General features: G+C 34.8%; 18 protein-coding genes. All 18 read left to right on the forward strand.

Annotated elements, in window-relative coordinates:
* Positions 1–77: 77 nt before the first annotated feature.
* The 18 genes from JCM15579_RS13200 to JCM15579_RS13285 all read left to right on the forward strand — a co-directional run bounded on the left by JCM15579_RS13200 (position 78) and on the right by JCM15579_RS13285 (position 26357).
* Positions 78–1472 (forward strand): RagB/SusD family nutrient uptake outer membrane protein, encoded by a 1395-nt coding sequence (locus tag JCM15579_RS13200; protein ID WP_054720885.1) that lies wholly within the window; start codon positions 78–80, stop codon positions 1470–1472.
* 83 nt (positions 1473–1555) lie between these two features.
* Positions 1556–2494: a hypothetical protein gene (locus JCM15579_RS13205; protein WP_054720887.1), complete on the forward strand. Its 939-nt coding sequence runs from the start codon at positions 1556–1558 to the stop codon at positions 2492–2494.
* A 184-nt stretch (positions 2495–2678) separates the two neighbouring features.
* Positions 2679–3773, forward strand: a complete 1095-nt coding sequence (locus JCM15579_RS13210; protein WP_054720889.1) for a TlpA disulfide reductase family protein — start codon at positions 2679–2681, stop codon at positions 3771–3773.
* A 320-nt stretch (positions 3774–4093) separates the two neighbouring features.
* Entirely contained in the window at positions 4094–4981 is an 888-nt protein-coding gene (locus JCM15579_RS13215) for a S1 family peptidase (protein WP_083464677.1), read from the forward strand.
* A 27-nt stretch (positions 4982–5008) separates the two neighbouring features.
* Positions 5009–6361, forward strand: coding sequence for a TlpA family protein disulfide reductase (locus JCM15579_RS13220; RefSeq protein WP_172677432.1), 1353 nt, complete (start codon positions 5009–5011; stop codon positions 6359–6361).
* 544 nt (positions 6362–6905) lie between these two features.
* Positions 6906–7454: an RNA polymerase sigma factor gene (locus JCM15579_RS13225; protein ID WP_054720895.1), complete on the forward strand. Its 549-nt coding sequence runs from the start codon at positions 6906–6908 to the stop codon at positions 7452–7454.
* A 233-nt stretch (positions 7455–7687) separates the two neighbouring features.
* Positions 7688–8860, forward strand: a complete 1173-nt coding sequence (locus JCM15579_RS13230) for a FecR family protein (protein ID WP_054720897.1) — start codon at positions 7688–7690, stop codon at positions 8858–8860.
* 120 nt (positions 8861–8980) lie between these two features.
* A complete protein-coding gene (locus JCM15579_RS13235) occupies positions 8981–12412 on the forward strand; it encodes a SusC/RagA family TonB-linked outer membrane protein (protein ID WP_054720899.1) in 3432 nt (1143 codons plus the stop codon).
* Positions 12413–12423: 11 nt separating this feature from the next.
* Complete coding sequence (locus tag JCM15579_RS13240) at positions 12424–13845, forward strand: RagB/SusD family nutrient uptake outer membrane protein (protein ID WP_054720901.1); 1422 nt, start codon at positions 12424–12426, stop codon at positions 13843–13845.
* Between the two features lie 18 nt (positions 13846–13863).
* Positions 13864–14562 (forward strand): DUF4843 domain-containing protein, encoded by a 699-nt coding sequence (locus tag JCM15579_RS13245; RefSeq protein WP_054720903.1) that lies wholly within the window; start codon positions 13864–13866, stop codon positions 14560–14562.
* Positions 14563–14660: 98 nt separating this feature from the next.
* Positions 14661–15257: a PKD-like family lipoprotein gene (locus JCM15579_RS13250; RefSeq protein WP_054720905.1), complete on the forward strand. Its 597-nt coding sequence runs from the start codon at positions 14661–14663 to the stop codon at positions 15255–15257.
* A complete protein-coding gene (locus tag JCM15579_RS13255) occupies positions 15224–16135 on the forward strand; it encodes a hypothetical protein (RefSeq protein ID WP_157471473.1) in 912 nt (303 codons plus the stop codon). The genes JCM15579_RS13250 and JCM15579_RS13255 overlap by 34 nt, the downstream gene beginning before the upstream one ends.
* 140 nt (positions 16136–16275) lie before the next feature.
* Positions 16276–17448: a thioredoxin family protein gene (locus JCM15579_RS13260; RefSeq protein ID WP_054720909.1), complete on the forward strand. Its 1173-nt coding sequence runs from the start codon at positions 16276–16278 to the stop codon at positions 17446–17448.
* Between the two features lie 298 nt (positions 17449–17746).
* Positions 17747–18361 (forward strand): sigma-70 family RNA polymerase sigma factor, encoded by a 615-nt coding sequence (locus JCM15579_RS13265; protein WP_157471474.1) that lies wholly within the window; start codon positions 17747–17749, stop codon positions 18359–18361.
* A gap of 69 nt (positions 18362–18430) precedes the next feature.
* Complete coding sequence (locus JCM15579_RS13270; protein ID WP_054720911.1) at positions 18431–19588, forward strand: FecR family protein; 1158 nt, start codon at positions 18431–18433, stop codon at positions 19586–19588.
* Positions 19589–19803: 215 nt separating this feature from the next.
* Complete coding sequence (locus tag JCM15579_RS13275; protein ID WP_054720913.1) at positions 19804–23367, forward strand: SusC/RagA family TonB-linked outer membrane protein; 3564 nt, start codon at positions 19804–19806, stop codon at positions 23365–23367.
* A gap of 99 nt (positions 23368–23466) precedes the next feature.
* On the forward strand, positions 23467–24816 hold the full coding sequence (locus JCM15579_RS13280; protein ID WP_218186169.1) for a RagB/SusD family nutrient uptake outer membrane protein: 1350 nt from the start codon (positions 23467–23469) through the stop codon (positions 24814–24816).
* 374 nt (positions 24817–25190) lie between these two features.
* The gene (locus tag JCM15579_RS13285) at positions 25191–26357 is read left to right on the forward strand and encodes a TlpA disulfide reductase family protein (RefSeq protein WP_054720917.1); all 1167 of its coding nucleotides are present in this window, start codon (positions 25191–25193) and stop codon (positions 26355–26357) included.
* Positions 26358–26550 lie beyond the last annotated feature (193 nt).

The raw sequence follows: 26550 nt of genomic DNA on the forward strand, positions 1-26550 counted from the left end.
AATATAATATTAGGAGGAATGGTTTTGATTTCGCTCTCTTCCTGTAACGATTGCTTGATATTGATCCTGTAAACAGTATGATCCCCAAAAGTGTTGAGGATTATGAAGCTGTTCTTTTGGGAGCTTACCCGGATAATGAATTCTTTATGAAAACGGAGATGATGACGGACAATGTTGCTGTTAATCCGGATGGATATGGTGATATGCAAAGAGATTATGTTCCATGGTATACATGGGCGGACTCACATCAAACCGATGGACAAGAATATGATTATTACTGGGGAGAGTTGTATCGATCAATTTTTTATGCGAATACAATCATAGATGATTTTGAAGAAAAGGAAGTATTGCCTGAGGATCAAGAGCTATTCGAAACAATAAAGGGAGAGGCGCATGCCATACGTGCATTGTCATATTTCTATTTGGCTAACTTGTATGCCGAGCCTTATTCTAGTGAGAATTTAGCCAAAGCTTGTGTACCTTTTAGTATCACTACTGAAGATTTGCATGAAAGGACACAGAATAATACTCGTGAGTCTGTTGAAGTGGTTTGGAATTTGATTGTTGCAGATTTGGAAGAAGCATCAAAATTACTTGCAGGAAAACGTCCGAATACAAAAGTACGCTTTAACTATCATTCTGTAGAAGCTTTACGAGCCAGAGTTTATTTGTATATGGATAATTTAGATGCTGCGATTAGCTCTTCAAGTAAGGTTATTACTACTTTTAAACCTTGGGATATGAATAATATTCAGGATATTATAGAAAGTGAAAATGAACCACTCGAATACTTATTTACTGGAGAGAGAGGTGTTATGGATACCGGATACCAGGAAGATGTATTGTTTTCTATGTGTACAAATGGTGGTAGAAAAGGAGCAGGTGGAAATATTTATTATTATTCAAGAGGATTAAAAAAACCATCGGATGATCTTTTCAACTGTTTCATTGAAAAGGGAATAGAGAATGATACCATTTATGATTATAGAAGGTTTATTTTTGAATCTTTTGCTGATACTGAGACTTATTATGGTAAACAAACAGGAAAAACGGTTTACAATATGTATTCATATCAGGGGCCACAACATCCTTATATAGGCATTAAGTTGGGAGAAGTTATTCTTATTAGAGCCGAAGCTTATGCTCGTAAGCAATTAAATGCCAAAGCGATTGATGATGTGAAACTTTTAATGAAGAAGCGCATTCAGACAGATCACTTCCCTGATTACGAAGCAATGGTTGATGCAGAGACAGATGTATTGGCTCGAGTATTAAAAGAAAGACGTAAAGAAACCGCCTTTGATGGTGGGTTGAGATGGTTCGACTTGAGAAGACTGGGAAAACCAGCTTTAACTCATGTTGATAAGGAAGGCAATGTATTTGAACTGAAAAAAGGTGACCTTCGCTATGTGTTGCAAATTCCGATCTCGGAGCAGATGCATAGTCCTAACATGGTATTGAATCCAAGGTAGTTAAGTCTGTCTTAATTGAGTAAAGCAGGAACACTGAATTTTCAGAGTTCCTTGCCGATATTAAGAATTTAAAAAATACGAAAATGAAATATAAAATAATATGTGCGACAATAATTGCAGGATGCTGTTTGTTTCTTACATCTTGTGATAAAGAGGATGACCTAGTTTCGTCTGAGGAGATCGGAATAAAGGAGAATTTTCTTCCAGGGCCTGGTATTTCAGGAAAAGAGAAAGAGATCTATGAAAAGTACAATTTATGGGTGAGAATGGATTTCGAAGATCCTTCTGAAGTTGAGAATGCCATGTTGTATAAGGATACCTATAACAGGGGAAATGTTACTAAAATTGATGATGAGTACAGAGCAAGTGCTTATAAATACATTGAAACTTTATTAAGTGACATTCCAGAAGGATTTGTAAAGAGATTTTTTCCTATCGATTTTTTTATAGTAAAGGAATATGGAATGTGGTGGGCTCCAACTAATGCAAAATCCCTTGGGCGATCAAGATTAATATTACAGTGGCCTAATACATATGATGACAATAGGGGAAGAAAAGTCTTGGATGTTAATTTGGAGGACTATGATTATCATTACTATCAGGATGTAGTATTAGCTTCTGTAGTCTGGAATGTCCTGGCAGGAATTAATTCTTTGTTACTTGAATCTTCAGAAGAAATTGAAGCTGCTGGTTGGGCTTATGGAGAGGAAGCAACCAATAAGATTGAAAAAGAGTATGAAAGGGGAAGTCAGGAAAAGCAGGATGCTCTTGAAGAGTTGGCCAGAGAAGGTGGTTTTATTTCTGCAACAGGTTCAAAATCTTTTGCAAATGATATTAAAGAATGGATTGAAGTACTTGTTTTAAACTCATATGAAGAGGTTAAGGCTGAATATTTAGATGACAGTCCAACCAGAACTAAAAAGTATGCTGAAGTTATAAAGTACTTTAATGACCTGGGATGGGACATTCAGGCAACAGGTAATAAATATGCTCAATTGAGAGATGAGCATAAATTACCCTAACCTTTCAATTAATAATAGTATCAAGTAAATAGCCTGCCTTTCAAAGCATAAAGTTTTGAAAGGTAGGCCAATCTGACTTTTAGTTAAAATTAGTAAGAATTTACTGACTTTAATATTGTTAGTTAACAATAGAGTTTAATTGTGTCCTATTAAATGGTAACATCTAGTAAATAAAAATACCTACATGAATCATATTAAGTTTTTTTCAATAGTGCTTTTGGTGCTGTTGTATTCGTGCTCACTAAAGGGTTCGGAAGAATATAAAATAACAGGAAAAACAAGCTATTCAGGTAAAGTATACCTGAACGAAACCAAAGGCTATAAGCTAATTCCCATTGATTCTGTTAATATAGAAATGGGAGAATTTGTTTTTACAGGTAGTACTGAAAATTGTGAGCAGTACTTTTTAACTTTTGAGAAGAAAAAGGGTGCTTTTGGATTTTTCCTATCGAATGAGGAGATAGAAATAAATGTTTCTGATGAGCATCCATATTTTAGCAAGATCACAAAGTCGCAATTGAATATAGAATACCAGGGTTTTACAAATAAGATGAACGAATTGGTAAAAAAGCAGTCGGAAGAAAGGAAGAAGTATTATGCCGAAAAAGAGCAGGGGCGTCGTGACTCTTTGTTGGCGATTCTTCAAAATTATGGAAAAAGACAAATCAACTTGGGCAAACAAACATTCGAGAGCAATAAAGAAAAGCCATATGCATCAGCAATATTAGCCAATTATTTAAAGAATTATTTTTCTCACGAACAATTGGATTCCATCCTACAAACAATGTCAGTGGAAGCAAAAAATAACAAAATTGCTAAGCAGTTGATGGTTGAAATTGAGGCTCATAGAAAATCGGCAGAAGGACAGCCTTATATTAATATTGCGCAAAAATCCCCAGAGGGAAAGGTGGTATCTCTGAAAGAAGTAGTGGCAAAAAACAAATGTGTACTAATCGATTTTTGGGCCTCATGGTGCAGTCCATGTATTGCATCTTTGCCTGAAATGAAAGAAGTATATGAAAAATATAAAGACCAAGGGTTTGAAATCTATGCCGTATCCATTGATAGTAAAAAAGAAAATTGGGTGAAAGCCATAAACAAACACGAGCTATCATGGATTCATGTTTCTGATTTAAAAGGTTGGGATACACAAGCAAAAACCGATTATGCAGTGAATGGCGTACCAACAACAATTTTGATTAATAAAGATGGAATTATTGTAGCCAAAAACATGCATGGAAAAGAATTGGAGGATAAAATTGTTGAGTGTTTGGAATAGTAAATAAAAAGAAATACCAATTTTTATTTACAGCTTTCATAAATAGCCTTCTTTAAAAAATATAGAAATATGATAATAATAGTAATCGTTATATTGCTTGCGCTTATTCATAATACACATGCAATTGGCAGGAAGTTGGATAAAATTATAGAAGGGTTAAATTCTATTAAAGACCAAAATAATCAAGTTGAAGACCATTAATACATTCGAATTTGTGTATTGGTAAGAAAATAAAGATTGGTGTCAGTCAAGAAACCAAATTTTTAAGTGACTAAATTTTATAGCAGTAGTCATCAGGCTACTGCTTTTTTTATTATAATATGAAACATATAACCGTAATAATACTATTAATAGTTTGTAATGGCATATGCATAGCAGACAATTTGCATGAGCACACTACCAAAAGAAATGTAATTGAAAAAGAATTTATAAATGACAATTTTTACATTAACAGTTTAAAACTAAAGATTGCAGAATTTGCTTCTGATAGTAGTACTGTGTCTGTAGAAACCATTGTAAGTCAATTAAAAAGAACGAAATGTAGGATTCAGCTTGAAACTGAAAAATCTACAAGCTCATTTAGTTATAATGATTTAAAGCATAGTGTGCTGGCCATTGGAGAATTGTACAAATGCAAAAACTGTCCGGCTGGACACATCTCATCAGCTTCAGCTTTTGTTATCTCCGAAGATGGTTTATGTGTTTCAAATTACCATGTTTTCGATGTTTTATCTGAGCAAAAAGCAATGGTAATGGGCTTGGGAGTAACCAATTTCGAAGGTAAAGTATACAAAATTAAGGAAGTTTTAGCAGCCAATAAAAAAGATGACGTGCTCATTTTTAAAATTGATACACAAGGTGATAAGTTAAGTCCTTTGCCGTTGAATCGAAAAGTTTCTGTAGGCGATAAGGTTAAAGTTATATCTCATCCAAAACGAAAATTTTATGCCTACTCCGAGGGTATTCTAACAAGAAAACATCTTGCTGCAGGTATCAACTCTCCACGTTACAGTATTTCAGCAGATTATGCACAAGGTTCAAGTGGAGGACCGGTATTTGATCAAAATGGGAATGTAATTGGTGTGGTAGAATCCACCATATCAATTTATTCAAGCGATAAACACATTCAAATGGTGATGAAAGATATTATTCCGATTCAAGCTGTATTTAATCTAATTGATCAAGTAGAAGAAAGAACTAATCTGTAAATTTTAACAAGTTGTATGTATTTTAGAATGTCAAAAATAGTAATCGCATTGTTCTTATCAATTATGATATGGTCTTGTGATTTAAAGCAAAAAACGGTTCGATTACGAGGAGAACTAAGAAATTTTGGTACAGAAGTATTCATGTCTAAAGGTACACCAGAAGGGGTACTCTTGAAGGATGGTATTACCATAAGGCCGGAAGCCAATAAGCTTTTTGAAATCACTTTTGAATTGGATAAACCAAGTTATTTTCGGTTAGGAAGAAATACTCTTTATCTATCACCTGGGGATGACATATATATAGAGTGTGATTATAATGATCCAAAGGCTGCAAAATTTTCTGGTAAGGGTGCCGATGCATGTTTTTATCTTTGTGCTAAACCATTCCCGAAAGGAGGTTCGTTTCTTAATGCAGGAGAAATGATTAAAGATGATCCAGATTTGCAAACAATACAAAAACGCCTGAAAGATAAAATAGAAAAACGCTTCAAAGAATTGGAAGAAACTCCTAATCTTAGTGAAAATTTTAAGAAGCTTGAAAAAGGGAGAATTAAGTTTGGAGCAGTAAATACATTGTTTTCTTATGCAGGTTATGCCTCATGGATAAAAAAACTGACAAGTGAAGAAGCTGCTAAAATGGCTAAAGAGGCTAAAATTTATTTCCAAAAAGATATCCAAGAGTATTTAAAAGGTGGTGGTGATGCGTGCTATTTAAATCTGGATGTTTACAGGGACATTTGTTCCTCGGCTATTGAATTCATAGGAACAGAGAATGTTGATGAAGAAGTACTCGAATACATTAAATCAAATGAATTGATTTATTATCTGGCAAGTAAAGGTCCTGTTGAGGAGGTGAAAGAAAGAAAAAGCAAATTACTTGGTGAGTTAAAAAGTGATGAGTATAAAGAAATCCTGAATAAGGCTTTCGAAAAATATAAGCCATTGCTCGCAGGGCAACCAGCACCCCAACTTGTATTTAGAAATAAAGATGTAAAAGAGTTTAAATTATCCGATTTTAAAGGAAAAAACCTTGTTATAGATATTTGGGCAACATGGTGTGGACCTTGTGTGCAGGAATCTCCTTACTTCGAGAAGTTGGCGGATAAATACAAAAATCAGAACATAGAATTTATTGCCATTAGTATAGATTCCAACAAAGCAGGATGGGAGAAATATTTGGAAAAGCACACTAAAAAAACGAAGCAGTATATTACCAATCGTACAGAATTTAGTGCATACAGAATTCATGGGATACCTCGCTTTATGGTAATTGATAAGGATGGATTAATTGTAGACGTTTTTGCACCACGTCCTTCAGATAATAGGCTGAGTGAAATGATAGATAGATGTTTGAAAGATGAATCATCGATCGAGAAATAAATGCTTCAAAAATATAGAAGAACAACTATAAAATATCGATAGAAAGAACTTTATAGGAAATATAAGTTTGAATAAATTATTTGAAATAAACCAAGAATAGAACACAATGAAAGTGCAAGCCAAACAGCTTGCACTTTTATTGTGTTTAAATCATTTAATATGAGGTGTGTAGTCGTGTTTTTTGTAACTAGGTTTTGTAATCAAGTTAATCAGGTTTATAATGATTCAATTTTGTTATATACAGTAAATTACATTTTGTGATTTTGCCAATAATTTGAATATAGTGTAGTTTTTTAGTTGTATTTAGATCAAATGAAAAATAGTTATTATAAAGAAATTAAATGTGATAAAAAGAACTTTTGGCAAGCTTAAGTATAACGAACTCTTAAAACATTTATTCTTTATAAACATTATTGTACATGATTTGCCGAATTGTCGGATTCGTTTTGGGTAGCTAGAACTAATCTTAAAAAGAGTAGGGACTTTTTTTAATGGATGCATTGTTATTTCAATAAAATATATTTTCTATTTTTGAGAGCCCATTATGAAACATCAGGAACAAATCATTATCGAAAAAATGAAGAATGGCGGCGAATCTGGATTGCGCCATATGTTTGATCTATATTATTCTCCACTATGCATTTTTGCAATGAGATATCTAGATGCTTTTGATGTGGCAGAAGATTTAGTTCAGGAGGTCTTCATAAATTTTTGGGAAAACAAGCGAATTCATTCTTTAAATTCCTCTCTTAAATCTTACCTCTTTACAGCAGTAAAGAATAATGCATTGAATTACATCCGTAAGACCAATAGGTACCGAATTGAAGAATTAGACGACGAATTTGACATTTTAATGGAAGAGGTAGATACTGATGTTTTGGAACAAAAAAAAGCCAAACTCTTCAGAGAATTGGATCAATTGTCGGAACAGAGTCGTAAAGTTTTTGAAGCCATTGTGTTTGATAATATGAAATACAAGGAAGTGGCAGAAGAATTGGATGTTTCCCTAAACACGATCAAAACACATTTTTCAAGAGCCTTAAAGCAGTTGAGGTCTTCCCTTGATATCATTATTCTCATCATGTTATCTTAATTCAGGCAATTTTTGTTTGAGACGATCAATGAGATCATTGCCTTGCATCACTGTTAGCTTTTAACGGATGGCCTTTCTATGTCCACTTCTATAGGTTTTACAGATGATTGCCGATACATATATATAGGGGTGCAAAAAAAAATAAAAAATTTGTCACCCATTTTAGAAATCCTAAATCATATTATTGAAAGTGCACACCTATTTTGTTATAAAATCGATCGGTTCAAAAAGAAATGGAAAGTAAGGAAGAAAATATTATCAGTTGGGTTCGTGATTATTCCCGTGGGGAGTTGAGTGAGAATTCTAAGAAAGAGCTTGAAAGTTTCCTGAATGAAAGCAGTGAAAACAAAGCACTGTTTAATCACTATCGTCGTTTGTATGCAAATGGTCGTTCAGTTGGCTTTTTGAATCAATTGAATGAGGAAAAAGCATGGAAACAGATTCAATCCAGATTAAGCAAATCAAAAATACGAAAACTGCATTTGTGGCTTCCGTATGCTGCTGCTGTTGCCATTATTGCGATTGTGAGCACCATTTTAATCAAAGAGCATAGCAGTGAATTTGACTTTAGTAAAGATTATAATTTCGAACAGTTAGCTCAACAAGGTGATATATGTGCAACAATCACTTTGGCTGATGGTTCTCGAATAAAGCTTGAAGAAAAAGAGACGCAGTTGATTTCTGAAAAAGATGGAACTCAGATTGCCAAAGATTCTTTGAATAATATTATCTATACTCCTAAGGCAACTTCGAATGAAAAATTACTTTTTAATGCAATTGATGTGCCAAGAGGGGGCGAGTTTTCTTTAACGCTCTCAGACGGAACAAAGGTGTGGTTAAATGCTGATACTAAATTTCGATATCCAGTAAAATTTTCCAGTAGTAAGAGAGAGGTTTATCTCACTGGAGAAGCTTATTTTGAAGTGGCTCATAACAAGCAAGCTCCTTTTGTAGTTCACTCTCACGATGCCAAGGTGAAGGTTTTAGGAACCAGTTTTAATGTTTCTGCATATGAAGATCAGGAATTCATTGCAACCACGCTTGTGGAAGGGGCTGTACAGATCAATAATTTAGGGAATGAGAAATTATTAAAACCAGGATATCAATCTATAATCATTAGGGGAAGAGATAAAATTGAGATTCAGGAAGTGGATACCCACTTGTATACCTCATGGGTGAATGGAGTGTATGAGTTTGAAAATATGGAATTGGAGTACATAATGACGCAATTGGGAAGATGGTATGATGTGAAATTTTTCTTCACAGAGGAAAGTTTTAAACACATCAAATTTACAGGTGCATTTGAGAAAGAGAATTCTTTTGAATATGCCTTGAATTTAATTGAACGTGTGGCCGATGTTGATTTTGCAATCAAAGGGAAGCTTGTTGTTGTAGGAAGAGAATAATTATAAGATATATGCTTTGGCGGATAAAGAAAAAACGGGAAATATTGGCGTATTCCCCGTTCAGTGATAATTAACTCCATTGTTGGCGCAATGGAAATTTAATAACCTCAATACAAATTTATGAAAATCATTGGAAATTGGAGGGTTTTGCCACCTTCCATTCGAAAAATTGTACGTGTGATGAAAATAAGTGTATTCTTAGTTCTGGTGTGTACATTACAACTCTCAGCAAGTGTTATGCTTGGACAGCAAGTAAGCCTGCAGTCTGGAGAGATGTCTGTGAGAGAAGTTTTTAAAGAATTAAAAGCACAAACAGGCACCTATTTCATGTTTAGTGAAAAGGAGGTAGATGAGTCATTAACGGTGAATGCTAACTTTTCACAAGTAAGTTTGAAAGAAGCATTGGATGTAGTGTGCAAACAGACTTCTTTAAAATATGAGATTATTGATGACTATGTTCTGATTACCAAAGGACCTCGAGTAATAGAACAAAAGCAAGAAGAAAAAAAGGAGGTAAGAGGAAAGGTGACTGATGAAAAGGGAGAGCCTTTGCCAGGAGCTTCAGTTGTTGTTAAAGAGACAACAATAGGCGTGAGTACGAATTTGGACGGGGAATTTAAACTCAAAATTCCAAACAATGGTAAAGTGATCATTCTTATCTCCTCTATTGGCTACAAGACAAAGGAGATTAAAGTTGGTGACAAGCTTGATTTTAAAGTAAAATTAGAGCCAGATACGGAGGTAATGTCTGAAGTGGTTGTTACCGGTTATTTTAATAAAGCCAAAGAAAGTTTCACGGGAACAACAGTTGCTGTAAGTTCTGAAGAATTGGAAAAACTTGGAAATGTTGATGTCTTTACTGCGATTCAAAGTTTTGATGCCTCTTTTAAAATTGTAGAGAATGATTTAATGGGGTCCGACCCTAACTCTATGCCAAACATTCAAATCAGGGGACAGGCAAATTTTCCGGGAATATCAGAAACAGAGCTAAAAGGAAATACCAATATGCCTACGTTTATTTTAGATGGATTCGAGGTAAGCGCCCAAAAAGTTTTTGATATCGACAAAAATCGTATCGCGAGTATTACAATCTTGAAAGATGCTTCTGCAACCGCTATATACGGATCGAGAGCGGCAAATGGAGTTGTTGTGATCGAAACAAAGAAACCTTTAGCCGGGAAAATGCAGGTTACCTACAATTCAAGCATAGACATTTCTTTGCCCGACTTATCGGATTACAACCTTTTAAATGCAAAGGAGAAGCTTGAAGCAGAAAAATTGGCAGGCGTATACGATACATGGAATGGTGATTTTAATGGAATGGCGAACCAAATGGAGTTGGATGCTCTTTACAACAAGAGATTGTTGGCTGTAAAATCGGGTGTAGATACATATTGGTTAGCAAAACCCTTGCAAACTTCAGTAGGACAAATGCATTCACTTTTCCTTGAAGGAGGAGATGAGTTTATGCGATATGGACTCGAAATGAGTTACAACAAAAATGTTGGTGTAATGAAGGGGTCTGGAAGAGATCGTTATAATACTGGAGTTTATTTACAATACAACACAAAGAATATCGTATTTAAAAATAAGCTTGATATTACTTATGTAAAGGCTAAAAATAGTCCTTATGGCAATTTTAGCCAATATGTTCGCTTAAATCCATACTATAGACCAACTGATGATAAAGGGAATATGGTATTTAAGCTTGGTGAAGGTGAAATAGGAAGTCAGATTCAGCAATACAATCCTCTTTACGAAGTAGAAAATTTTGATAGTTTTGATCGAAACGAATACATCGATGTAAGAAACAATTTATCTGTAGATTGGAAAATTACCCCGGAGTTGCGTTTGAAAGGGAATGCTTCGATATCAAAAAAGTTTGCGAATGCCGAATCTTTTGTTTCTCCAGGATCAGTTCAGTTTATTGGTTTTGAAGAAAAGGATTTTTTCCAAAGAGGTTCCTATACCATTTCAGATACTAAAACAACGAATCTGGATGCAAATGTGGTTCTTTCTTATTTTAAGAATTTTAACAATCATGTAATCAATGCTGTTCTTGGTGGTGAAATTCAAAGTAATCACAATTTTAACGAGGGATATACAGCCGTTGGATTTTTGAATGATAAATTGAGTCATATCAATTTTGCAAATCAATTTCGCCCCAATTCTAAACCTACTGGTTATGACTCTAAAAGTAGGTTGGCCGGTTCTTTCCTTTCTTTTAACTATAGTTACGACAACAGATATTTGTTTGATGCTTCAAGTCGTATTGATGGATCCTCAAAGTTTGGGAAGCTACAGCAAACAGCTCCTTTTTGGTCGCTTGGTACAGGTTGGAATTTGCACAATGAGGAATTTATGAAAGATAATTTCTTTTTGTCGTCGTTAAAGCTAACAGCCAATTTGGGAACCTCAGGAAATCAGAATTTTGATGCATATCAAGCCATAACAACATACCATTACCTAAGTGATGTAAGATATGGTTTGCTAACAGGGGCTGTATTAAAATCTTTAGGGAATGAGGATTTAAAATGGCAAAGTACATTAAGTCGAAATCTTGGTATTGAAGTAGGATTATTGGATGAACGACTTAAAGTTGTTGGAAACTATTATTTGAATACAACACATGATTTGTTAACGAATATTTCCGTTGCTCCATCATTAGGATTTAGAAGTTTTAATGCAAACATGGGCGATGTGGATAATGAAGGATATGAGCTACGTGTGCAAGCATTCCCTATTCGAAACAAAGAAAATGGAATGATGTTGAGCTTTTTTGCAAATCTTCGTCACAACAAAAATACCATTAAAAAAATCTCTAACTCTTTAAAGGCATATAACGATAAAGTAATTGAGAATATGCGAAAAGAGATTGAATTGGATAATGATGATGATAGAACCAATGATGTTGCACTCGATGATAGAGCAACCACAGAAAGCATTTTGCAATTTAAGGAAGGACAGTCGTTAAATGCGATATATGCTGTAAGGTCCATGGGCATTGATCCTACTACAGGAAAAGAAATTCTTATTAAAAAAGATGGAAGTTTAACAGATGTATGGAGTCCGGAAGATTTGGTAGTGGTTGGAGAAGCTGCACCTAAATTTGAAGGTTTTTTTGGTGGAGCTTTCGACTATAAAGGATTTAGCTTGAACTATACTTTTAACTACCGATTGGGAGGCCAAATTTTTAACCAAACAGTTATCGATAGGGTTGAAAATGCTGATACTTTTGAGAATGCCGATAAACGTGTCTTAGAACAAAGATGGGCCCGATCAGGAGATCACACACCTTATAAAGACATTACAAATAAGAAGGTTACAAGAGCAAGTTCTCGATTTGTAGAGGATGACAATTCGCTTTCTCTTACCAACGTGAATTTATCCTACCAGTTGCCGGATCGTTTTGCAAATAGTATGTCGCTGTCCAGAGTGAAATTAGGTGTACATCTAACAGATGTGTTCCGATTGTCATCTGTTGAAATAGAACGAGGGATCTATTATCCTTTCGCAAGAAAATACAGTTTCTCACTTAAAGTAAACTTTTAATTTGTAGCATTATGAGTAAATTTTATATAGTAATCTGCTTTTTATTTCTTTTTTCTTCTTGTTCTGATTGGTTAGATATTAAGCCCGAGTCAGAGGTTGTTGAAGAGGATATGTTTGAATCAGAATCTGGCTATAAAGATGCACTTGTAGGAGTGTATAGTCTAATGTCGGCAAGAGGCGTCTATGGGGGTAATTTAACCATGGGAACTTTGGATGTTTTGGCTCAAAACTATAATGTGAGGTTTAGTCCTTCACTTACTGATCTTGCTAAATTTGATTATGTGCAGGAATTACCAGAGGGGCGTATTAACCAGATTTGGGGTGATATGTATAACGTTATTGCAAATTGTAATACTATAATTGAGCATATTGAACTAATGTCGAAGGAATCATTTACAGAAGACAATTACAATTTGATTTATGCTGAAGCATTGGGTTTAAGAGCTTATATTCATTTTGATTTGCTACGAATGTTTAATGCCCCATATGTTTCAAATCCTGATTATGTAGGAATTCCTTATGTAACGATATTTTCTAAAGAAGTGTCTAAGCAATTGAGTTCAAAGGAAACAATTGCGCATATCAATGCTGATTTATCTAAAGCAATCACTTTATTGGAGGGAATAGATCCAATTTTAATTGATGACGATGAAAATCACTCTTCAAATCCATTTTTAATCGACAGACATAACCGAATGAATTTGTATGCCATAAAAGCATTGATGGCAAGGGTTTCATTGTATGTAGGTGATAAAGAGATGGCATTAAGCTATGCAAAGGAAGTAATCGATTCAGAACATTACACTTTTATTAATCCTGGAAATATTATTAACAACAAAGATTACGCTTTTAACAATGAGCATATTTTTTCAATATACACTTATAAGTTGAAAGACAACTCGGATTATTATTTTAGTCCTAAAGGAAATGATCAATTATTCATTAGTTCACCTGTAGAAAAAATGTTTACGAGTGATGATGTTAGGTTCAAATATTGGTTAACTCAAAAGAAAGATATTTATGAGATTAATAGATACTTTATGACAAAATATGAACGGCCAGAAAAAGAAGAAGAAGCTGAAGAATACTCAGATCCTAATGTCCCCCTTATTAAAATATCTGAAATGTACCTAATTGCAGCAGAGTGTTTGTCTGAAACAAATACCGCTGAAGCTTTAACATATCTGAATAAATTAAAATCTGAACGCGTTTCTCCGATTGTGGAAAATGTAGCCAATAGTGCTGAATTATTAGAAATGATAAAGAAAGAGTATCATCTTGAATTTTTGAGTGAAGGACAGACCTTTTACATGTACAAACGTTTAGCCTTAGATAGGATGACAAATTTTTCAGGGTCAGTAATAGCTATGGATGAATCAAAATACATTTTCCCACTTCCCAAAGATGAAATTCAATTCGGAGGAAGAAAGTAATAATCAAATATGCATGTTATGAATAGATATAGATTACAATACTTGTTTTTTTTAATTCTTGTACTTCAGTTTATTGGATGTGAAAAGAACGATAAATTATTATACGATATAGAATATAGTGCATTGAATATGCCAACTTGGGATAGTACTTCCGTTAACTTTATGTTTTTAAAGGATGATGTAGTGGTCCATCCTGTTGAAATTAGATTAACTCTAACAGGACAGGCAACTGATTATGATAGGTACTACCAGGTAGAGATAGATACAGCAAATACCACGGCTATAGAAGGTGTGGATTTTGAGAAATTGCAATCGGAATATGTGTTTGATAAAAACACATTTACATCGTATTTAGTTGTAAATGTCATAAAAACAGATGCTCTTAAAGATCGAGTTGCAGAATTGGCACTTAGACTTAAAGAATCTAAAGATTTTAAAGTGGGATTAGAAGGCGATCAGGAGTTTAAGATAAAGATTTTGAACAACCTTAATGAACCTCCTTATTTCTGGGAGCGACAAGGGTTGAATAATCATGCAGGTGCTTATCATCCGTTAAAATGCAAGAAATTTATCGAAATCTCAGGGGTAACTGATGAAAAATGGAGCCCGGAAAGTAATCTAGAACTTTTGGTCTATGTTAAAAGAACCAAGATTTGGTTTGAAGAAAATCCTACTTATGATGAGAATGGAAAGAGGTTATTGTTTGAGGCAAATTAACTTCAGAATATCTGCAATATTTTGGAGTTGGAATTTTCAATAGTGAGAATAAAGCTATTGAAGGAGTAAATAATTACTTGATACTAAAAAATAAACAAATGAAGAATAAAATATATATCGTAATAATTATTGCTTCGTTCTTTATGGTTTCTTGTTTAAAGGATGAAGGAAATTATGAGTATGAAAACTTGGCCTATGTACAGGAAATAAAAGGGATTGATGAAGCCTATAGTATTTATCAATTCGAGGAGGAACTTGTAGTTACACCTGAGCTAACTATAGGGAATTCCGATTTTAATAAAGATGACTATGATTACAGATGGTATTTGGTAGATTACTATCTGGATAAAAAGTTAAGTAATATAAAGCATGACACGATTTATATCTCTACAGATAAGGATTTAAGATTTACCGCAGGTGCTAATGTGCCTATTAAAAAGATGATGTGTGTATTCGAGGTAACATCAAAAGGAACAGGAGTTGTCTTTAAAGAATCAACATTTTTGACTGTGAAAAACAGCTATAGCTATGGTAGTTTTATTTTACATCAAAAAGGAAATAACTCAGAACTCTGTTTGATAAAAGAAAATGAGGAAATTGTAGAAGATGTTTTTGGAATTGTAACAGGAGGTAAAATTTTGGCAGGAAAGCCAAAACAAATGTGCCATTTTTATCCCAATCGGATGAGCTTTTGAATATTTACACCGATCAATATCCCGATTATGGGGCAATATTTGATTTCAGTACGTTTGAGTATTTGTTTCCGGCATCGGTATGTTTTTTTGGTGAGATTCCTAAGGATGCTGATTTTCAGTACATGGAATCGGATGGGACAGGTTTTTATTCCCTTGTTAACAACAGGTATTTTTATTTGAATTTAATGATGGGTGATAAATACAGACCTTACTTTGAATATAATTTACCGGATTTTGAGGAAGATGTGGACTATATTGGTGAAGCAGGTTTAAATATTCTACATGGAGCAGAAACGGGACAATTGTACTCTTCTGGTGTTTGGGGAATCAATGTAGATTTTTCTTCCGGAGGACGTAAGCTTGTAATGCCAGGGAAAATGTTATACATGATGTCGGAACCCGGAGGAAGTATGTGGTCTGAAGATAAGGCTAGATTTTATGTCCTAAATGGAACGTCTATAACAGAATATGGCTGTAGTTATGGCTTTAATGGTTCTAAATATATGTTTGTATATGATCTTGCATCTGAGAATGAATTTATTGCTCCGGAATTGGTTGATGAGAACACCTTGTTTTCAGCTTCGAACACAGAAAAATATCTATTTTTTACCAAGGATAATGTTATTTACAGATACAATTATGATGATGTAACAGCTAAGCCTGTTAAGTTTTACGAATATCCAGCAGGATCTCAAATATCGTACTTTAAGCATGGATATGATTCAGAAGGCGAAAGGCTTGAAGTTGGAGTTTATGATAATTCTGGTTCCGATAAAAATGCTTCTCTATATTATTTGGATCGAACAGGTAAGGTTACCAAATCATATGAAAATATTTGTGGGAAAATAGTTGATATTGTGTATAAGAATTCCATTTAAACACCAAAGGCATAATTTTTTTATTATGTCTTTATTTAACACAGTTACGATACAAATGATTTACAGCCAGGGCAAATGTATTTTAAAAAATAGGTTTGCCCTGTTTTAATACGCGTTGCGTAATACTAAAGAAATAACAAATGAAACAGATACTCATATCAGTCCTTATTCTATTTTATGGTAGTAGTGTTTTTTCCCAGGGAATCAATTTTGAAAAAACAACATTTGACGAAGCTTTGGCAAAAGCAAAACAGGAAAATAAAATGGTTTTCATGGATTGTTACACAACTTGGTGTGGCCCTTGTAAAAGATTAGCAAACGATATTTTCACCTTAGAAGAGGTTGGCAGTTTTTACAATGATCATTTTATAAACCTAAAGATGGATATGGAATCGGATGAGGGGAAAAACTTACTAAAAAAATATCAGGTTAAAGCATTCCCAACTCTTCTGTGGTTGGACTCCAAAGGGAGGATGCAACACCGGGTAGTAGGTGGAGGAAAGGCTAAAAAGATACTCGATGCCGCAGTTTTGGCTATGGACTCAACAAACAATTGGAATGCAATTGCCCAACGCTATGAAGATGGTGACCGCAGTTTAACTTTCCTTCGAAAGTATCTTGCACAGGCATCAAAAGCAGGAGCCGATGCAAAAGAAGCTACCGAACAAATCTTTAATCAATGTAAACCAGAAGAATTGATTAATGCAGATGATTATAATTTGATCACATCAGTAGCTAAGACCAGCTCTAGTCCTGTTTTTCATTTTATTTTGAAAAACAAAAAAGAATTTTATGCTGTAGTAGATAAAGTAATTGTAGATCAGTATATCGAAACAGTTCTGATGAATGAGTTAACTGTTGTGTCACGCAAAGGAACAGCAGAAGAACTGGCTCTAAAGGAAAAGGAAATAGTAGAATTGGACTCTTATTTGGGAGCGAAAATTCTTGCAAGGATGGAACTGGCAAAAGTAAGAGAATTGGGTGATCGGCAAAAGTATATGGTTGCTTCAGTTGATTATGCATTAGAATATGAAATGAACAGTTGGATGATTTTGTATATGAATGCTGTGGGTGTTGTAATGTCTCAACAAAAGGTAAGCGAAGATTTATTAAACAAAGCGATCACTATCATCAAGCGTTCGGTGGAGTTGGAAACCAAATTTTTTAACACCGATGTCTATGCTCAGTTACTCCATAAAGCAGGTCGAAGTGAAGAGGCAAAGCAAGTTGCAGCAAAATCAATAGCACTTGCTAGCGAAGAAGATAGGAAAACCTTGTGGTCTGTAAGCTATTTAAATGAAGAACTAAAATAGACTTTATTTCATAGCCTAATGCGATTTTAAAGTCGTAATAATAGAAGTTTTTATCTATGTTGTCTATTACTAGTAAATTTTTAAAAACTTACTCGAAATCATTCTGAGGGATAGATGAAATAGATATGTTGATTAGTAGATGGAGCAGCCACATTTGGGAGTGGCTGCTTTTTTATTTTGGACTAATATTCATCAACTGCCGCAATGCACAAATTTTATATAAGGAATTGGGCATTTATTCTTTTCCTGGTCCTGAAACAAGTTGAGGAATGGTTTCCAGGTATTGAAAAATTACAGTTTGCACAAAACAAAAAAAATTGCAAGCTTTGAGGCACCATATTCAACCATGAGAACCACCGATAAGTACATATGTAAATTGTTAGCTGCTGATAATAAGCAGGGAATGAATCTACTATTTAAAAAGTATTTTGAATCCTTAGTGATTTGGGCCGATACTTTTTTAAATGATATGGATGAATCTCAAGACTTGGTGCAAGATCTTTTTGTGGGTATTTGGAGAAAAAAAACTTACCACAATTGGAATCCTGACAAATTAGCTTCCTACCTGCATGTAGCGGTTAAAAATGCCTGTTTTAATAAAATTAAAAAAGTAGATATTCTCAAAAATACTACTGATATTGAGAGTTTTGATAAAATCTATGATGAGTTTGAATCCAATAAAGAAGAAATAATAGCCAAAATTCTAGAGGAAGTTGAAAAATTGCCTGCTGGTGGACGTGAGGTGGTAAAATGTATTTATTTAAAAGGAATGAAATACCAGGAAGCTGCTGATGAGTTGAATGTTTCAATTCAAACAGTAAAAACCCATTTGGTACGATCACTTAAAACACTTAGAGCTAGTTCCGAGAAACTTGGAGATTTCTTTCTTCTATACTTTTTCTTAAAAAAATAGAAATTCTTGTCAACCGTTTTTGATTTTTTCCTGTACTTGTAGTGAAAGTACACATATACAGGAAAGAAAATGAACATTAGTGATCAGAAATACCAGGAAATTGTAGATTACATTTCAGGTGAACTCAATGGAGAAGAGAAGAAATCTATGGAAACATGGATTCATTCTTCTGAAGAGAACCAAAAGATCTATGAGAAGATTCTGAAAAAATCTTTGTTTGTGCGTTGGAGCTTAAAATCTAAACAAATTGATACCAACAAAGAACTGAAGAAGTTTGAGAATCGAATTAACTCTAGTGTTCGTTACATTACCTGGATTGCAGCTGCAGCCAGTGTAATTCTTATTTTAAGCCTTTCCATCCCTTACTTATGGAATCAATACCAGGAAAATCAGGAAATGATTGTGGCAAATCAAGTTATTCAACCTGGAAAGAAAGGTGCTCAATTGATTTTGTCTACAGGAAGGCAAGTTGATATCGAGGATCAAAGCAAAAAGATCAAAGAAGAGGATGGTTCCTTAATTCAATTGGATTCTGAAACAGGGCTTGAATACACCGAGAGCGCTACAAAATCAGATAAACTAATCTACAATACATTAAAAACTGAACGCGGAAACGAGTTTAATATGCAATTGGCAGATGGAACCAAAGTGTGGCTGAATGCTGATTCGGAATTAAGATATCCAGTTCAATTTACGGGTAATATTCGAAAAGTGTATCTAAAGGGAGAAGCGTATTTCGATGTAGCTCATAATGAAAAGAAGGCGTTTGTTGTAAATTCTTACAATCAGGAAGTTAAAGTGTATGGTACGGAGTTTTGTATCAATGCCTACAATAAGGATGAGATAAAAACAGTTTTGGTTGAAGGATCGGTTGGTGTAAGAGCGAATCCAAGAGGGGAAGAATCAAAATTAAAGCCTGGCGAATTGGGTTTGACAGACATGCAATCAGGTAAAATAGATATCAAAAAAGTAAATGTACGACCATATATTGCCTGGAAAGATGGCGACTTTGTTTTTGAGAATGAATCCTTGGAAAATATCATGCTTCGATTGGAACGATGGTACAATGTGAAGATATTTTACATGAATGAAGAATGTAAAAATTATCGATTTTCAGGGGATATGGAAAGATATGCTGACGTGAGAAGTTTGTTGTATTTTATACAGGAAACCTCAAATGCAAAATTTGAAATCAACAAAAATACCATAGTAGTGATGGCAAAATAGAACCTAATACGATTTTGATCTTATAATGCTGTACGTATTATGCCGATAGATTTCTAATGGCGAAATGCGATAGAAATGAAGCAATTCAGCATTTTAGAAACAAATCGGTATAAATAAAAACGGAAGGATTTGCAGATCCTCCCGTTTTGAAATCAATAATCGAATAGATACTTGGTGGTTTCTATTCAAATGTTAACTCATTTCAATACAAAATTATGAAAAAAAATCATTTGTTGGTTCATTTCCCGAAACGGAAATGGCTGAAAATCCTATTGGAAATGAAACTAGTACTCTTTTTAACATTGGCACTATCTCTAAGTGCAACGGCAGGAGTCTACTCGCAAAACCAGCGAGTTAGTTTCGAATTTGAAGATGCTACGATATTGGAAGTGCTAAATGAAATCAAGTATCAAACAGGTTTGAGTTTTATTTACAGTGAAGAAAAAATTCAGGAATTAGATCGTGTAAGCGTCGATGCCGCTGGTAAAACTGTGGAAGAAGTTTTAAATGAAATCTTTGGCAAAAGTAGTTTAGAATGTCGCTTCGAAGAAAATGTGATTATGGTTGTAGACAAAAAAACAGAGCCAGATATTGAAGTAGAACAACAAGAGAAAGAAATTAAAGGAAAGGTGACGGATAAAGATGGAATGCCACTTCCTGGGGTATCTGTTGTAATCAAAGGAACCAACACAGGTGTTGCTACTGATATTGATGGCAATTATATTTTAGAGTTGGAAGACGAGAATGCGGTTTTGGTATTTTCTTTTGTGGGGATGATTTCTCAGGAAATTGCTTATAGAGGACAAGAACTGCAAAATGTAACTCTTATTACCGATGCAAAACAAATGGCTGAAGTAGTTGTGACTGGTTATCAGACAATTTCAAAAGAGCGCTCTACAGGATCATTTTCAAAGGTGAGCAGTAAAACGATGGAATCCCGTAGGTTAAGCAGTATTTCAGACGTATTGGAAGGACAGGTTGCAGGTTATTCCGATGGAATTATTCGAGGTGTTTCAACGATGAACGCAATGGCTTCTCCTTTGTATGTAATTGATGGTTTTCCTGTTGAGAATACAAGTATTGATAATTATGGACGTATTACTGAAAATGCTCCAGAGCTTAATATGGAAGATATTGAGAGCATTACCATTTTGAAGGATGCTGCTGCTGCTTCTATTTATGGAGCCAGAGCTGCCAATGGAGTAGTGGTTATTGTAACCAAAAAGGCTCAAAAAGGAAAAGTTAAAGTTGATTTTTCAAGTACATTAACATGGAAACCATACGATTATTATACAGGAAACTTAACTAATTCAGCTGATATTATTGAGTTGGAAAAAGAGTGGGCAGCCACTAATCCGGAATTAAATAATGGTTTGGATCGTGCTCAGGCAGAAGCTGACAATCGTCGTAATAATTACAAATGGCCGAGTGCTGGTATTGATGTTTTATTAGACCAGTATTCTGGTGTAATTTCGGAAGATGAAGCCAATGCAAAGTTAACTGAACTCGCTTCTAGAGAATATCAATTATACGACGATGTTGCCAAATATGCCAAACGTGATTTATTATATCAGCAATACAACTTAAGTGTAGGTAAAGCTACAGAAAAGAATAATTTTAAACTTTCGGCAACTTATAAAAAGAACAGAGAAGAGGATATTTATTCCAAAAGTGATCAGCTGGGATTAAACATCATGAATTCTTTGCAAATTACTCCATGGCTGAAAGCAGATGTTGGTGTTTATGTTAATTACAAAAAGGCAACAGAACAAACTTATGATTTATTATCATCTTATTCGGCCGGATTCACAGCTTCCCCTTATGACCGTTTGGTTGATGAAAATGGAAATCTTGCAACAGTAGCTTCGCAAGTGAAGAAAACTGTTCGCGATAATGTTTCGAATTACGGGTTATACAGTTTAGACCTTACTCCACTTGATGAATTGGATCGAAATCTTGGAAAACGAAAAGAATTTAGCAACAGAACCTACGCCAAATTAGATGTGAAATTAACACCTTGGTTAAGTTATAACACGATGTTTCAGTACGAATATGGCGTAAATCGTTACCATCGTTTAAATGAATTGGAATCCTATTCAACTCGTACAACCATTAATAAATTTGCAAGCAATTCTAATGGAACTGCTGTTTATAACCTTCCCAAAGGAGACATTTACTACGATCAGAATCATTTCTCAAATTCATACAATTTCAGACAACAATTGAATTTGAACAAAACTTTTCAAGAGCAACATCAAATTACATGGATTGTAGGATCGGAGACAAGACACAGCAAACTGGAATATAGTGATCAAACCCGTTATGGTTATGATTCAGATATGCTAAGTTCTCAGTATTTAAACCAACCCTTACTAACAGGTGGCTTTTCCGGTTTGATGAATTCATGGGCTTCGTTATCTTCCACAGATTTAGCAAGTCAAAGTGAATTGGTGAATCGTTTTGTTTCTTTTTATTCGAACGCAGCCTACAGCTACAACAACAAGTACACCTTATCGGGAAGTATTCGTTGGGATCGTTCCAATCTTTGGGGAACCAACTCCAAGTACCAGAACAAACCATTATGGTCGGTTGGAGCAAACTGGAACGTAAACAAAGAAGATTTCTTTGATGTAGAGTGGGTAAACATGCTGAAAGTAAGAACCTCGTATGGTATTGGAGGGAACATTGCCAAGGATGCCGCTCCCTACTTAACGGCAAGTTACCGCACTAGTTCTTTGGTCGGAGGAGTTTATGGCAGCATTTCCTCCCCGCCAAACCCAAATTTACGATGGGAGAAAACAACAACAATAAATGCAGGGGCTGATTTTTCGTTGTTAAACAACCGCCTATCAGGTTCTGTTGATGTTTATAAAAAGAAGAGTGTGGATTTGTTAGCCAATCAGCAAGGTACACCAACTGAAGGATTTGGATATAATACCCTTGCATTTAATAATGGATCAATGGAGAATAAGGGATTCGAAGTAAATTTACAGGGAGATATCATACAAGGAAAAGATTTTAACTGGAATGCAGGTTTCCTTTTGGGATACAATAAAAATAATGTGACCAAAATTAATGTGGAAGCACCTTTTTATGTCTTACAATTTGATTATCCACAAGCATTTCCTAGGGTGAATAATGCATTTAATGGAATTTATTCCTACAAGTGGGCTGGATTGAATGATCAGGGAGAACCTCAGATTTATGATGTTGATGGGAATAAAACTTCTACGGATTACACGAATATGGATAACATTCATTTCAGTGGAACCACAGTTCCTAAGTATAGTGGCTCCATCATGAATGGTTTTTCGTACAAGAATTTTGATCTGTCAGTTTTGTTGCTGTATGCAGGAGGTCATAAAGTCCGTAATACCAACATTCCTAAAATTAATATGGCCGATCCATATGGTTCAGGGATTATAAATGCAACTAGTAAAGACATCCGAAACAGATGGAAGCAGGCGGGGGATGAAAACAGTACCAATGTTCCCCGATTACTTTTCTCTGGCAACCATATGGAATACAACTATTACCGTGAATCAATGTACAATTACTCCGATATTCACGTGTTGGATGCCTCTTATGTGAAGATTCACAACATATCATTGGCTTATCATTTGCCTTCAGAATGGTGCAATAAATTAAAATTAGGCAGTGCAAGAGTTCAATTTAATGTAGAAAACCTAAAGACTTTTGCCTTCGAGAAAAAAGCGGAATACATGTTGGGAGCTAAGGAGAGACCTACATTTGTTGGTGGAGTATATCTAAGTTTTTAACCGTTAATACAAGAGAATTATGAAATACAAAATATCATATATCGCAACGATCAGCCTTATGGCAGCCATGTTGTTCTCTCTTGCGACAATTACCTGGATGTGTTGCCTAAAGGAGAAAAAATACCCACAAGTTTAGCCGATTATGAAGCTTTTATTCGTAACGAATACAATCATTTAAATGATGCAGCACAAGCCATTAATCTGTTGAATGATGTGTACAAAAGTCCAAGTACTTTGAGTTACATTTCCCTAACCTCCATCAATTACAATTGGATGGGAAATGAGGATCGAATTATTCAAAACAATTCAGATGAACAAGCTTACTACTATTCTTACGCCGCCATTTCGTATTGGAATTTAATGATTAACAATGTGCCAAATGCTACCGATGCTACCGATGCCGAAAAGCTGGAATTGATTGCTCAGGCTAAGGTGTTGCGAGCGATGAATTACTTTCACCTGACTAATTATTATGCTGAACAGTACGATGAAGCAACGGCTGCTACTAAATTATCAGTACCCTTAATTACAAGTGCCGATATGGGAGCAACTTCGGAACAGGTTAGCATTGCAAAAATGTATGAATTCATTCTTACAGATTTGACAGATGCAATTCCAAATCTACCTATTGAGAGTGCAACTGTACTGCACCCGAATTTAGCTTGTGGGTATGCAATGCTGGCAAGGGTTTATTTGCAAATGGGAGATTACACCAATGCCTTGCTTTATGCTCAGAATGCCTTAGATCAGAACAGCCAATTGTTTAATTGGAAAGAATACTACGCAGAGAACCAAGAGCAGATTGAAAAGGAGAACGATTGGTCAACAAGCTACCCTTCCAAAACCATGACCAGTCCTGAGAATTACATTTTTCGTTATGGTTCAAGTTCGTATAAAAATTCTGGACAATCGGGAACCAATGCGGCACTTACATTGTCGAGAGCAGCTCAATTTGAAGAAGGAGATGCCCGTTTTGCCTCTAAATGGAAGAAAAAGTATCAGGCTCCAGATAGTATTTACTATGGCATACGATCCGATAAATTTAATGCCGGGGGAATTACCACACCCGAAATGTATTACATCAAAGCAGAATGTTTGGCACGAAAAGGCGGACAAGCTAATTTGGATGAAGCCATGCTAAGCTTAAATACGGTTCGAAAGACACGAATTTTTGATGCTGATTATATCGATCTTGCAGCTACTAGTACCGAAGAGGCAATTGCTTACATTCGCAAAGAAAAAGCAAATGAATACGTGCAAACTGCCATTCCTTTTTGGGATGCCAAACGTTTTAACAAGGATGTGAATTATGCACAGACTCTAACTAAAATTTTCAACAACCAAAGTTTAGAATTAGCTCCAGATTCACACCTCTGGGTGATGCCTTTCCCGATGGGAGCCACAAGTAACCCGGGAAATGGTACTTTGACACAAAACACTCCTCGTTAAACAAATAGTATCTTAACCTGAGGCTGTCCGAAAAGCAGCTTGTCATTCTGAGTTTATCGAAGAATTTGTTTACCTCGTTAACAAATGCTTCAGCTTCGCTCAATAGGATTCTTCCGAATGATACATTGCTTTTCGGCTCCCTCAGGAAACAGGAACAGGAGAACATCAAAGTTTTCATGAACGAAACCACTGTTTTGTTAGGCTACGATTGTGCTTACTATTAAAAAAATCATTGATAATAAATTTCAAAATCTTAAAACAACAGACTTAGAATTAGATGTCTGATAAAGCTTACAGATCATCGATAATTTGTAATGCTTTTCGAAACTGATCATCTGCTTCAGGTTAAGTATTTAAAAATCTAAATAAAACAAATGAAAAGAAGTATTTTAGGAGTGACTATTATGTTGTGTGCTTTAATAGCCACAGCATGTGCACAAACCGATGTTAGCTATACATTAACAGGCGAAATAAATGGCTTGAAAGAGGGAACAAAATTAGAATTGATTCCCGGGGCAACACATAAACAAGAAGAGCCTGTTGCCAGTGCAATTGTGACCAACGGAAAATTTGAATTTTCAGGTAAACTGGAAGAACCTCGTTTATTTTACCTTAAAGTAGCTGATTACTTTGGAGTTCTTAGAATAATGCTTGAAGATTCAGAGATCAGCTTAAAAGCAAAGGCTGTTTTTCGGGAAAGTAATAATAGGGCTTTTGTTGATTTTTCTGATGTTCAGGTAAGTGGTTCAAACACAAATGATCTTTACAAGGAGAAATTGACATTTAAAGATAAATTTGGGGTACAACATGAAAAATATTACAAAGATCATGATGCGATTTTAGCAGCTGTAAGGAATGCTAAAAGTAAAGCTGTTGCAGATTCGTTAAGGAATACAGATGATTACAAAGCTTTTGCCCAAGCTGAAAAAGACTTTTTTACTAATGTAGAGAAAACGACCAATGAGACGATTTTGGCAAACAAAGATTCTTGGTGGGGACCTTTGGTAATGTTGGAGTCGATGAGTTATTTTACCGATGAGCAAATTCCCTTATACGAACAATTTTCGGAGGCAGCTAAAAATTCTTACTACGGACAATTGGTGAAAAAAGAGCTTTTCCCAGAAAGATTGGTAAACAAAACAGTTCCTGAATTTACATTGGCTAATCGAGAAGGAAAATACTTTAACTCTCTAGAATTAATGGAAGGTAAAAAATACGTCCTGATTGATTTTTGGGCTTCGTGGTGTGGTCCTTGCCGAAGAGAGATACCAAATCTGAAACACATGTATGAATTGTATGCATCGAAAGGGCTGCAAATCATTAGTATTTCAAAAGATGAAGATAAGAAAGCATGGGAAAAAGCATTGGACAAAGAAAATATGGCTTGGCCCAATCTACTGAATGAAAAAGGCGTGGATGACCTTTATTTTGTAAAAACAATTCCAGCTATTTTCCTTGTAGATGCATCAACCGGAAAAGTAATGGATGATAAACTTCGTGGAGAGTCTTTAGAGAAAAAACTGGAAGAACTTTTCAGATAAGCCATAAGATTAAGTTTAGATTGTATTTTACCCTTTTGGGTTAGAAATATTTTACAATGTAAATTGAACTAAATTAAAAGTATTCAGCTTCTAAGTATACATGTTTTAATTCTTAATAGAAATGCAATTGAATTGTTAGAATGAATTAATACATAGTATTGTAATTGTTTGTAATGTGTTTTAGAAATTAAAT

Origin of the sequence: Marinifilum fragile JCM 15579, from assembly GCF_001310955.1 — a bacterium.
Taxonomy (GTDB): Bacteria; Bacteroidota; Bacteroidia; order Bacteroidales; family Marinifilaceae; genus Marinifilum; species Marinifilum fragile.

Coding starts and splice junctions, on each gene's coding strand:
- JCM15579_RS13200 (WP_054720885.1), top strand. CDS start 78: ATGATCCCCAAAAGTGTTGAGGATTATGAAGCTGTTCTTTTGGGAGCT.
- JCM15579_RS13205 (WP_054720887.1), top strand. CDS start 1,556: ATGAAATATAAAATAATATGTGCGACAATAATTGCAGGATGCTGTTTG.
- JCM15579_RS13210 (WP_054720889.1), top strand. CDS start 2,679: ATGAATCATATTAAGTTTTTTTCAATAGTGCTTTTGGTGCTGTTGTAT.
- JCM15579_RS13215 (WP_083464677.1), top strand. CDS start 4,094: ATGAAACATATAACCGTAATAATACTATTAATAGTTTGTAATGGCATA.
- JCM15579_RS13220 (WP_172677432.1), top strand. CDS start 5,009: ATGTCAAAAATAGTAATCGCATTGTTCTTATCAATTATGATATGGTCT.
- JCM15579_RS13225 (WP_054720895.1), top strand. CDS start 6,906: ATGAAACATCAGGAACAAATCATTATCGAAAAAATGAAGAATGGCGGC.
- JCM15579_RS13230 (WP_054720897.1), top strand. CDS start 7,688: ATGGAAAGTAAGGAAGAAAATATTATCAGTTGGGTTCGTGATTATTCC.
- JCM15579_RS13235 (WP_054720899.1), top strand. CDS start 8,981: ATGAAAATCATTGGAAATTGGAGGGTTTTGCCACCTTCCATTCGAAAA.
- JCM15579_RS13240 (WP_054720901.1), top strand. CDS start 12,424: ATGAGTAAATTTTATATAGTAATCTGCTTTTTATTTCTTTTTTCTTCT.
- JCM15579_RS13245 (WP_054720903.1), top strand. CDS start 13,864: ATGAATAGATATAGATTACAATACTTGTTTTTTTTAATTCTTGTACTT.
- JCM15579_RS13250 (WP_054720905.1), top strand. CDS start 14,661: ATGAAGAATAAAATATATATCGTAATAATTATTGCTTCGTTCTTTATG.
- JCM15579_RS13260 (WP_054720909.1), top strand. CDS start 16,276: ATGAAACAGATACTCATATCAGTCCTTATTCTATTTTATGGTAGTAGT.
- JCM15579_RS13270 (WP_054720911.1), top strand. CDS start 18,431: ATGAACATTAGTGATCAGAAATACCAGGAAATTGTAGATTACATTTCA.
- JCM15579_RS13275 (WP_054720913.1), top strand. CDS start 19,804: ATGAAAAAAAATCATTTGTTGGTTCATTTCCCGAAACGGAAATGGCTG.
- JCM15579_RS13285 (WP_054720917.1), top strand. CDS start 25,191: ATGAAAAGAAGTATTTTAGGAGTGACTATTATGTTGTGTGCTTTAATA.